Raw genomic sequence first — 9,918 nt, 5'->3', positions numbered from 1 at the left:
GGACCTCGTCACGCAGGGCGTCGACGTCCCATTTCGCTCGGTCCAGCAGGTGTTCGAACCGGTTGGCGGTGGCGTGGCCGATGTGGTCGGCCAGCTGCCAGGAGTTCTTGCGTGGCACGTCGGCCAGCAGAGCGCGTACCAGGTCGGCGAACGCCTGCCGGGGTTCGGGCCGGGTGAAGAGGGGTCCGGCGATGCGCGTGGTCAGCGCGGTCAGTTCCGTATCCCAGGACACGACAAGATCGTAGGTCAGAGCGCATGTCACGCACCGAGGATGGAGCAACTACGTTCCGTGGCGGAGCCAAACGAATCAAGATCTACGGATGTAGTACCGGGAGCCGGCCAATCTCCTTTGTGCTCCCTGCGCACGCGGGGATGGTCCACGCTCGTGGAACGCGACCCTGACTGATCGAACCACTCCGAGCACCTCCGTGCGAGGGCGCTCGGACCACCCCGAGCACCCTCGCACCGGGGCGTCCCACACTCTCCCAGCCCTCGACCGGCTGCCAGACCCCGAGCAGCCCCACGCCCGCGAGGACCCGCCACCCCGGGAACTTAGCCATCCTGAGCATCCTCGAATGCGCCCTCTCACACCGACCCTCGACTGAGCGCCTTGGCTGTTGAGTTGAACTCAACTAACGTGGAGGGGTGGAGTCTCTGTCTGAACGCGGCGCGGCCACGCGGCGGCGCCTGCTTGAAGCCGCCGCCGCGGAGCTCGTCGAGACCGGCGACATTGAGGTGGCGGCCGTCGCCCGGCGCGCCGGGCTCAGCGTCGGCCTGCCGTACCGCTACTTCGGCACCCGCAGCGGGCTGATGAGCGCGCTGCTCGCCGACTTCTACGAGCGGCTCGTCTCCGAGACCGTGCTGGGCCACTTCGCCGGGCACACCTGGCCCGAGCGCTGGCGGAATCAGCTCACTCGGTGGGTCGACTGGGTGTACGACGAGCCGCTGGCGCCCGTCGTGCTCGGCCGGATGGTCGGCGACGCCCAGGTCGCCGCCATGGAGGCCGACTGCGCCAAGCAGGTCATCGCCCTCGGCGCTCGACACATCGCCACCGGGCAGGACGAGGGCGCGGTGACCTACCGCCGCGACCCCACGCTCATGTCGGCGGCCGTGGTCGGCGGCATGCGCTCCATCCTCGCTGTCGTCCTCGACCAGGACCCGCGCCCCGATCGGGCAGCAGTGCTGGAGGAAATCTGGCACTTCAGCACCGCCGCCCTCGGCGTACACGGGGGCGGTGCCGCGCTCGACGTACGCGAGGGAAGCGCCACCCGCGACATGCGCAGGGAAGGCGTCGCGCTCAGCGCGCGCGACGAGGAGACAGTGGGGAGGGTGCGCCATGAGCGGGGTCGGTGAGCTGCGTGGGAGGGTCGCCGGTGCCATGTCGGCGCTGCACCAGGACGGTCATCTTGTCCTGTGCGACCTGCTCACTCCGGCCGCCTGCCGCGACCTGCGTGCGGAGCTCGCACCGCTGCTCGTGCCAGAAGGGCGCGATCCCTTCTGCTCGCGCCATGTCCGGCGGGTGTACGGGGTGCTGCACAACACCCGGGCGGTGGACGCTCTCATCGACCACCCTCGCGTGCTCCCCCTCATTGATCGGCTACTGCTGCCCAACTACCTGCTGTCGCAGCTGGAGATCGTGGAGGTGGGCGTGGGCGCGCCCCTCCGCCCTCCTGGCTATGACGACCAGCACTATCCGCTGCCCCGGCCACGGCCTCCGCTGTCGGTCGCGGCCCTCTGGACGCTCGATCCTGGCACCGTGGTCACCGTGTGGCCGGGCAGCCACCGCTGGTCCGCCCGCCGGCCCACATCACCGGGGACGCCGCTCACGCCGCCGCCGGGTTCGTGCACCCTTCTCCTGGGCACCCTCTGGCACGCCCGCCCCGCACGATCGTCCGCGCCGTGTCTCAGCATCACCGCCCGCTACTGCGAGCCGTGGCTGCGTACACGCGAGGCGTTCACCCTCTCGCCGGGCAGGGAGGTGGCCCGGCAGCTCAGCAGCCGGACCCGTCGCATGCTCGGCTACAGCATCCACTCCCCGGACACGGGCCTGGTGGACGGCATGCACCCACACCGACTCCTCACCTGACACCAGGCCGTCACCTGTTTCCGACGCGGCCACTGCCCGATCCCAGCAGGACCGCCACCCGATCCCGGCAGCGCCGACCGCGTCCAGCTCAGCCGCGCGTTCCGGGTAGGGCTGCCAGCCCGTAGCCGGTGGGGCATGTGGGTGGGGGCGCCGCCGGGGAGGTGTGGTCGTCAGAGGCGTTCGACGAGGTGGGAGCGGTCGTAGGGAGGGTCGTAGGACTCGGGCCAGAAGTCGGTGATCTTTGTGATCAGCCCCTCCTCGGACAGCTCGATCCACACGCACGCCGGCTGCGACCCGTCGCCGACGCGGCTGTCGAGCCACGCCGCGGCGTGGCGGCCGTCGGCGACGATCTGGCGCACCTCCAGGTGCCAGTCACCGGGATATTCGCGGTTGAACTGAAGGAAGGCGGGCTTGCCACGGATCCGTTCCCGGGACTGCGGCATGTCGTAGATCACGTCGTCGGCGAGCAGGGCGGCGAAGGCGTCCCAGTCGCGTCGTTCCGCGGCGTCGACGTACGCGTGCGCCGCGCTGCGGGTGCGGGGGGTGTCAATCATGCGCGGCACCTTACCGAGGCCCACCGACAGTTCCCGTTCCCACCAGGGGTGCGGCCGAGCTTCGTACCTACCGGACGGCGGCCGCCGAAAGTAAGCGGCGTTCGGTCGGACATCTCGCCGGACGGCCGCCTACCAGCAAGAAGTGAGGTCCGGTCGGGTCTCGTTCCTGCCGCCCGACCAACCGCCGAGACGAAGCGGCGTTCGGTCGGGCGTCCCGCCGGACGGCCTCCCGTCGGCTGGGAACGGCATCCGATCGCATCCCGTTCCGGCGAAGCCGCTCCCAGCTCCAAGCGGCGTCCGGACATCCCGATCTGGACGGGGCCGCTCGTCGGCGGGGGCGCGTCCGGGTGGGGCTCGTGCTCGTGGGGGGTGCCGCTTGGCGGTAGGGGGTGTTCGGGCGGGTGGGGCGTGGGGCGCGCATAAACTGCGCCGTATGCGGCGTTTGGTCAGTACGGTGGTCGTGGTGGCGGGCGAGGGTGCGGGTGATGTGGTCGCCGGCCTGGAAGGGTTGCACAACGTACGGGCGATTCCGCGTGGGGAGCGAAGGCCCGCCGAGGTGATGGAGGTCGCCGCGCGGGCGTCGGCGACGTACGTGGTGCACGACGCCGACCCGCTGGCCGACGTCGCCTCCGCGTGGACGTCCTACTTCGACGGAACGGCGCCCACGGGCACGCTGGAGGTCGCGATCGAGGCCGCGCTGGCCGAGTTGCGGGCCGACCGGCTCGTCCTGCCCGACTACTACCTGGTGCTGGACCCCGACGGGATGACGGCCACCTGGCGGCACTGGTGGCTCGGCGTCCTGGCGGGTGCCGCGCCCGTGCGGGTCGTGCCGGTGCGGCCCTCTGCGGCGGCGGTCAGCGCCGAGCTGGGTCGCCTGGCGTCCGGCCGCTGGTGGCCCGCCGACGTGGAGGGCTGGCTGCGCGGTCTGCCCCGCGTGGTCCCCGACCAGGCCGGCCTCTCCGGCCGCAACGTCGCCACCTCCTGACCACCCCACGGGACGGAGCCTGACAGGACCGAAGCTCGGGAGACCCGGCCTCGGGGTCAAACGGTGGGCACCGCCATGGAACTGGGCTTCGAGGCTGGAGTCGGAAGGAGTCCGGTGCGGGCGGGACTCGTACCTGAGTGGTCAGCGCGGTCGGTTGGCTGACGCCTGGTTCATGTTGCCGTCGGAGTGCACGTGGACGCGGTAGCCGATCGGGTCGGACGTCGTGAGGAGAGCCGGCGTTTCTTCGTCGGCGGGGGCGGTTCTGGCGAGGAAGCGGCGGCCGTCAGCCTGCAGGCGGCCGATGATGACGCCGGTGCGGCGGCCGTCGCGGGCGTGCGTGACGGTGTACGTCTCGATGGTGGCCCAGCCGTCCGGGTGGGCGGCATGGTCGACGGACGGCCAGGAGTCGATCTCGGACTGCAGGTCCGTGCTGCGGCAGGGCCGCCATGGGGACGGCGTGGTCGAGTAGACCCCGGCTGAGTACTTGCTGAGCAGGCCCCCGTTCGCCCCGACGAACCCGTACGCGCCCGGCTGCGCGCGCAGCCGGCCCACGACCTCGGCGACGGCGTGCAGCGAGTAGTTGTTGCCTGGTCCGCCGAAGAACGGCAGCCCGCCGGTGACAGTCAGCTCGCGCGAGCCGTCCATCGGCAGGCCGAGGTCCTCGCAGATGTTGGACACCGCGATCGGGAAGCAGCTGTAGAGGTCGATGAGGGCCAGGTCGGCGGCGGCGACCCCGGCCAGGTCGAGCGCGTGCCGGGCGGCCATGCGGGAGGCGGGTCCGACGCTGAGGTCGGCACGCTCCAGCAGGTTGCGTTCGCGCAGGTCGGCGTGCCCGTGCAGGAACACCCAGCGGTCCCGCGGCACGCCCAGCCGCTCGGCCTCCCCCACCGACGTCAGCAGCACGGCCGCGCCCTGGTTGACCTTCTCGCGGGCGACGACGTACCGGGTGTACGGGTCGGCGATCACGCGGTTGCGCTCGGAGGGGGTGACGAGCTCGGCGGCCGTGCGCTCGACGGGCGCGGCGGCGTGCGGGTTCGAGGCGGCGATCTTGGTGAACGGCGCGAACAGGGCGCCCATGCCCGCGGCGTACTCGTCCCTGGTCTGCCCGAGACGGGCCCGGCGGGCGTTGTCGAACAGGGCGTACTGGCTGGGCGCGCCGGTCAGCCCGTGGACGGCGAGCGACCGGGAGACGATGCCCTCCAGCCCGTACCCGCGGTCCTCTAGGTCGCCCTCGACGCGCTCGGTGAAGTCGGGACGGTCGGCGGCGCCGGCGAGGTGCCGCGCGGTGGAGATGGCCTCCCCGCCGACGATCAGGGCCGCGCGGGCGGCGCCGCAGGCGATCGCCGCGGCGATCTCGTTGACCAGGTGCTGCGGCGACTGGCCGCCCACCACGTCGAGGATCGCGCGGCGGGGCGCGGCGCCGATCCGCCGTGCGACCGCCCTCGGGTAGTTGTCCGGCCTGCCGAGCGGGGACGGGACGCCGGGCATGGAGATCTCGAACTGGCGCACACCCGCCACGGTGTCGAGGGCGGTGGCGACCGCGGCGGGGTCGGCGCCGGTGTCGGCGAGCGCCTCGCGCGCGGCGGCCGCGCCCAGCTCGACCGCCGACAGCCGCCGGTAGCCGGGCCGGTCGATGCGCTCGGACGCCTGTCCCGCGCCCACGAGCACCGGTGTACGGGGGTCGACGGTCATCAGGCACCTCCGGGGAAAGGCTCGCGGGGAGCGGCAGGAACCCGTCCGGGCACTGTTTGTGGACGCATTTCGTCCTGAACACCGAGGAGCGTAACCGCGCCCCGAGGACCCGGCAAGGAGGACATGCGGATCGCCGGACCACCCCACCTCCCCACCTCGCGGCCTCTATCATCGGCAACCCCGATCACGACCTCCGAGGAGACCTCGAAGTGAAGCGTGTCATCCCCCCGTGCCTGCTCGTCCTCGCCGCCCTCACCGGCTGTTCGGTCACGAACGTGGAGCCCGACGAGGGCGGCATCGTCTACGACGCGGGCATGTTCAGCGCGACGAAGTTCCAGGAGTGCCTGCCTCCGTCCACCCGCGACATCTCCGGACCCGGCGACCAGGGGTTCCGCTATCCGAACGGCCAGCGGACGTTCGACTTCACCGGACGTGACGGGTCGGAGGGCCGGCCGATCACGTCGGTGAGCAAGGACGGCCAGGTCATGACGATGTCCGGCGGGCTCACGTTCTACTTCTCCGCCGACGACTGCAAGAAGCTGCAGGCCTTCCACGAGAACATCGGCAAGAAGTACGCCGCGTACGAGGCCGACGGCTGGACCCGCATGCTGCAGTTCTACATCGGCAACAGCGTCGAGCGGGCGATGGACGAGGCGACCCTCAGGTACGACTGGCGCGACCTGTACGCCGACCCGGCCAAGAAGGCCATGTGGGAGCAGGACATGGCCAAGCTGACCGACCAGTACGTGGCGGCGCTGACGCGGGGCCAGTACTTCGAGCGCCTGCAGTTCATCATCCGCCAGCCCGAGCCGCCCGAGGCGATCGTGAACGCCCAGACCGAGACGCAGGCGGCCCAGGAGCGGCAGAAGGCCCAGGAGGCGGAGAACACCCGCGCCCTGACCGAGCTGAAATCGCTGGAGCAGCTCGCCAAGGTGCTCGGGCCGCAGGGCGCGATCCTCTACAAGGCCATCCAGGACGGCAAGATCTCGATCGTCCCGGTGCCGATGGGCAGCGCGGTGAACATCACTCCCCAGGACCGCTCAGGAACTCCGCGGTGACGGCCACGAACCGCTCGGGGTCGTCGAGCCACGGGTAGTGGCCCGCGCCTGGCTGGACGACGTACTCGGTGCCGGGGAACAGCGCGGCGAGCTTCGACATGACCGCCGGGGGCGAGTTCAGGTCGACCTGGCCGGCGAGCACCAGGGCAGGGGCGAGGAAGGAGGCGAGCGCGGCGCGGGTGGCCGGAGGGTCGAACGCGCCCTCCGCGGCGAAGACCGCAGCGGCCTCGGGGTTGCGGCGGCCTTCCTGGTCGGCGACGTGCGCCTGGGCCCGCGCGTCCCACCGCCCGTAGAAGAAGGGGTCGACGGCCTTCCAGGCGTCGTCGTCGGCCTCACCGGCGACGACCTTCTCCAGCGCGGCGTGGGCGGGGCCGAACCACGGTTCGTTCGCGCGGAGCCGGGCCACCTCGAGGCGCTGCTCGCCGGTCGGCGGCAGGCCGACGGCGAGGGTGCTCGGCGTGACGAGGGCGAGCCGCGCGACACGCGTCGGGTGGCGGATCGCGTACAGCACCGCGAGGTTGGCGCCGCCTGAGTGGCCGAGCAGGTCGATCCGGTCGAGCCCGAGCTGCTCGCGCAGCGCCTCGACGTCGCCGACGAGCCGGTCGCAGCGGTAGGAGGTCGGGTCGTCGGGGGCGGCGGAGCCGCCGGTGCCGCGCGGGTCGAGCAGGACCAGCTGCCTCCGGGCGGACAGGCCGCCGAGGTCGCCGAGATAGTGGGCGTCCTGCGAGCCGCCGGGCAGGCAGATCACCGGCCTTCCCTGGCCGGAGACGCGGTAGGCCAGCTTGGTGCCGTCGGGTGCGGAGAAGGAGGGCATGACCGACGATCATGTCAGCGGTGCCGCGTCGTCGGCAAACCGGTATCCAGCGACATCTCGTATAGAGAGACGAAATTGACCACTATTCGGTCATTCTGCTTGGCTGCCGTCATGACGGTGAACGAGACCGAGGTCGTCGTGGTCGGAGGCGGCGCGGCGGGGCTGCAGGCGGCGCTCGTGCTCGCGCGCGCCCGCCGCGACGTGACGGTGGTGGACGGTGGCGAACCTCGCAACGCGCGGGCGCGCGCGGTGCACAACCTGGCGGGGCACGAGGGCGTGGCGCCGGCCTGCCTGCTGGAACTGGCGCGGGACGACGCCCGGCGCTACGGCGCGCGGATCGTGCGGGATGCGGTGACGGAGGCCCGGCAGGACGGGTCGCGGTGGCTGCTCGGGCTGCGGGGCGGTGACGCCTGGCGGGCGCGGGCGCTGGTGCTGGCCACGGGGGTGATCGAGGAGCTGCCGCCGGTCGAGGGACTGGACGCGCTGTGGGGCGGGGACGTGGTGTCGTGCCCGTACTGCCATGGGTGGGAGGCGCGTGACCGGCCCGTCGCGGTGGTGGGGACGGGTGAGCGGGCCTGGCGGCAGGTGCTGCTGCTGCGGCGCTTCACGGGCGACCTCGCCCTGCTCACCGGCGGGCCTGCCGGGTTCGACGGCGAACGACTCGCGTTCCTGCGTGACGCGGGCGTGTCCGTACGGGAGGAGCCGATCGCGCGGGTGGTCGCCGAAGAAGGGCGGCTCAGCGGTGTCGCGTTCGCGGGCGGGGATTTCCTGCCCCGGGACGTGGTGTTCGCGGCCACGTCGCGGCGTCAGGCGTCGGCGCTGCCCGCCGCGCTCGGGTGCGAGATCGACGGCGCGGCCGTCGTCACCGACAGGACCGGCCGCACCGCGGTGCCGGGAGTCTGGGCGGCCGGCTCCTGCGCGGACCCCGCACTCACCGTGGCCGGCTCGGCCGGCCACGCCACCACGACGGCGATCGCCGTCAACGATGCTCTGCTCGACGAGGACACCGGGCTCACTCCTTGACCCGCATCGGCCCGGTCAGGGGTGGCCGGGGCCGGCAGCCAGGACGAATAAGATCAACGCGCATGAGTCTCATCAAGCGCATTCAGGACGACCCCGAGCTCGCCGAGCTGCTCGTCCACCCGTTCGACTTCGACCTCGAGCGGCCGTACTGGGTCGGGGAGGAGGAAAGGTTGCGGTCGGGACGGCCGAAGGAGGCCGTGGGGGGCATGGCCGGCGGTGACGGCTACTTCCTGTGCGGCGAGGGCGGTGAGGAGCGGCCGGTGCTGTTCCTGTCGAGCGACGGGATGACGAGCCTGGTCGCGGAGAACCTCACCGACCTGATCACCCTGGTCGTCGCGGCGCCCTGGTGGCTGGACTGCCTGGTCGCCTGGCAGGGCGGCGTCGAGGCGATGCGCGCGGTCTCGGAGGAGTGCCGGGCGGAGTTCGTCGAGGAGTTCCCCCGTTTGGCCGAGTGCCAGGAGCGGGTCGCCGCCGCGCTGGGGCTCGACCTGTCGGCCGACGTCATGGGCAGGCTGCTGGCCGCCGCCCGGCGTACCGACCCCGACTTCGTCCTCGTGCACGACGACGGCCACGAGCTCACGCCGCTCGTCCCCGCGGGCGGCTGACCGCGCCGGGGACGCGGCGGTCAGCCGGTGATCCGCATCGACGTGACGCGGTCGCCGTCCACGGTGAAGGCGAAGTGGGACGGGCCGTTGAAGCCGTCGCCGCCGACCAGCGCCGACACCGTGGTCGTGGCCCCGGAACGGCGGGCGCCGGTGACCTCGAGGCTCACCCGCACGCCGATGAACTCCTTGTCGCTCCAGCCCCTGATGGCCTGGTGGCCGCGGAAGACGCGGCCCCAGTCGTCCACGGCTCCCTCGTCGGCGAAGAGGGCGAGAAAGGCGTCGACGTCGCCGGCGTTCGCGGCGTCGATCGCCTGCTGGACGACGGGAGGCAGTGTGGTCATGAATGTCCTCGGCAGGTCGTGGACGGCCCGGCGGGCAGTCCTCGCTCACGAGCATCACAGGCTCACCGCGCCGGAGGAACAGGGTGTCCCACCCGCGGGTCGGCGACCCCCGGGTCAGCCGAGCGGTTTGTGGTAGACGCGGAAGTCGCAGGGGGTGGCCAGCAGGGGCACCAGGGCGGGGTAGCTCTCGCCCAGCTCGGCGACGCGCACCACGCGGTAGCCGAGGCGCTCGTACCAGGAGGCCAGGAACTCCTTGGACGGGTGCTGCCACGTACGGGGGACGAGCAGTTCGAGCTGCATGACCCGGCCGCCCTCGTCCTGGACGCGCCGTTCGGCGTACCGGACGAGCTCGCGGCCCACGCCGATGCCGCGGTGCTCCGGCGCGGCGGCGAGCATGCCGAACCCGCCGATCTCGGCGCTGACCCGCTGGACGCGGACGCAGCCGACGACGTCGCCGTCCACGCGGGCCACGGCGATCTCCCCCGCCCGGGTGAGCCGCGCCACCTCGTCCTGGTCCGTACGGTCGGCGTACCCTTGCCACAGCCCCTTCTCCGAGTGCGCGTACACCGTGTTGACCAGCTCGGTGAGGCGGGTCATGGTCGCCTCGTCCGCGGCCGCCGCCCCGGGCAGGGGTTCGATCCGGAGCCCGCCCAACACTTCCTCCCGAATACTCATAGGTACTTATTACGTGATTTTTCGGGCATGCGGCACTGTAGTGCGCCCACCGAGGCCCCCCGGAAGGTCCGCCGGTGCGCCGCGA

Annotated in this window: 11 protein-coding genes and 1 pseudogene; 6 read left to right on the top strand and 6 right to left on the bottom strand. The window is 72.2% G+C overall.

The genetic code is table 11. The features are described 5' to 3' along the window. Positions 1-262: pseudogene (locus BLR04_RS38020) on the bottom strand (IS701 family transposase); the annotation flags it as partial. A gap of 383 nt (positions 263-645) precedes the next feature. Between BLR04_RS38020 and BLR04_RS38015 the strand changes: the two are divergent. Then, positions 646-1,353 (top strand): TetR/AcrR family transcriptional regulator, encoded by a 708-nt coding sequence (locus BLR04_RS38015; protein WP_090774016.1) that lies wholly within the window; start codon positions 646-648, stop codon positions 1,351-1,353. Then, positions 1,337-2,086, top strand: a complete 750-nt coding sequence (locus BLR04_RS38010) for a phytanoyl-CoA dioxygenase family protein (RefSeq protein ID WP_090774015.1) — start codon at positions 1,337-1,339, stop codon at positions 2,084-2,086. Before BLR04_RS38015 ends, BLR04_RS38010 begins: the two co-directional genes overlap by 17 nt. A gap of 170 nt (positions 2,087-2,256) precedes the next feature. Here the strand turns inward: BLR04_RS38010 and BLR04_RS38005 are convergent, their stop codons facing one another. Continuing rightward, positions 2,257-2,640: a nuclear transport factor 2 family protein gene (locus tag BLR04_RS38005; RefSeq protein ID WP_090774022.1), complete on the bottom strand. Its 384-nt coding sequence runs from the start codon at positions 2,638-2,640 to the stop codon at positions 2,257-2,259. A gap of 433 nt (positions 2,641-3,073) precedes the next feature. On the opposite strand from BLR04_RS38005, the gene BLR04_RS38000 reads away from it, so the two are divergent. Beyond that, on the top strand, positions 3,074-3,625 hold the full coding sequence (locus BLR04_RS38000) for a hypothetical protein (protein WP_090774014.1): 552 nt from the start codon (positions 3,074-3,076) through the stop codon (positions 3,623-3,625). Positions 3,626-3,766: 141 nt separating this feature from the next. Here BLR04_RS38000 and BLR04_RS37995 read toward each other — a convergent pair whose 3' ends face one another. Continuing rightward, complete coding sequence (locus BLR04_RS37995; protein ID WP_090774013.1) at positions 3,767-5,317, bottom strand: acetyl-CoA acetyltransferase; 1,551 nt, start codon at positions 5,315-5,317, stop codon at positions 3,767-3,769. Between the two features lie 209 nt (positions 5,318-5,526). Between BLR04_RS37995 and BLR04_RS37990 the strand changes: the two genes are divergently transcribed. Beyond that, positions 5,527-6,375 carry an SPFH domain-containing protein gene (locus tag BLR04_RS37990; protein ID WP_090774012.1) on the top strand — a complete coding sequence of 283 codons (849 nt, stop codon included), beginning with the start codon at positions 5,527-5,529 and terminating at the stop codon, positions 6,373-6,375. Here the strand turns inward: BLR04_RS37990 and BLR04_RS37985 are convergent. After that, positions 6,341-7,189 (bottom strand): alpha/beta fold hydrolase, encoded by an 849-nt coding sequence (locus tag BLR04_RS37985; protein ID WP_090774011.1) that lies wholly within the window; start codon positions 7,187-7,189, stop codon positions 6,341-6,343. The two genes, BLR04_RS37990 and BLR04_RS37985, sit on opposite strands and share 35 nt — an antisense overlap. Here BLR04_RS37985 and BLR04_RS37980 point away from each other — a divergent pair. Further along, positions 7,088-8,212 (top strand): NAD(P)/FAD-dependent oxidoreductase, encoded by a 1,125-nt coding sequence (locus BLR04_RS37980; protein ID WP_281191880.1) that lies wholly within the window; start codon positions 7,088-7,090, stop codon positions 8,210-8,212. The two genes, BLR04_RS37985 and BLR04_RS37980, sit on opposite strands and share 102 nt — an antisense overlap. A gap of 62 nt (positions 8,213-8,274) precedes the next feature. Continuing rightward, complete coding sequence (locus BLR04_RS37975; protein WP_090774009.1) at positions 8,275-8,817, top strand: hypothetical protein; 543 nt, start codon at positions 8,275-8,277, stop codon at positions 8,815-8,817. A gap of 20 nt (positions 8,818-8,837) precedes the next feature. Here BLR04_RS37975 and BLR04_RS37970 read toward each other — a convergent pair whose 3' ends face one another. After that, entirely contained in the window at positions 8,838-9,158 is a 321-nt protein-coding gene (locus BLR04_RS37970) for a nuclear transport factor 2 family protein (RefSeq protein ID WP_090774008.1), read from the bottom strand. Positions 9,159-9,272: 114 nt separating this feature from the next. Then, a complete protein-coding gene (locus tag BLR04_RS37965; RefSeq protein WP_090774007.1) occupies positions 9,273-9,833 on the bottom strand; it encodes a GNAT family N-acetyltransferase in 561 nt (186 codons plus the stop codon). Positions 9,834-9,918: the final 85 nt, after the last annotated feature.

Source organism: Nonomuraea maritima, from assembly GCF_900100395.1.
Classification (GTDB): domain Bacteria; phylum Actinomycetota; class Actinomycetes; order Streptosporangiales; family Streptosporangiaceae; genus Nonomuraea; species Nonomuraea maritima.
The sequence above is the reverse complement of the archived record's forward strand: the minus strand, read 5'-3'. Positions and strand labels throughout refer to the sequence as shown.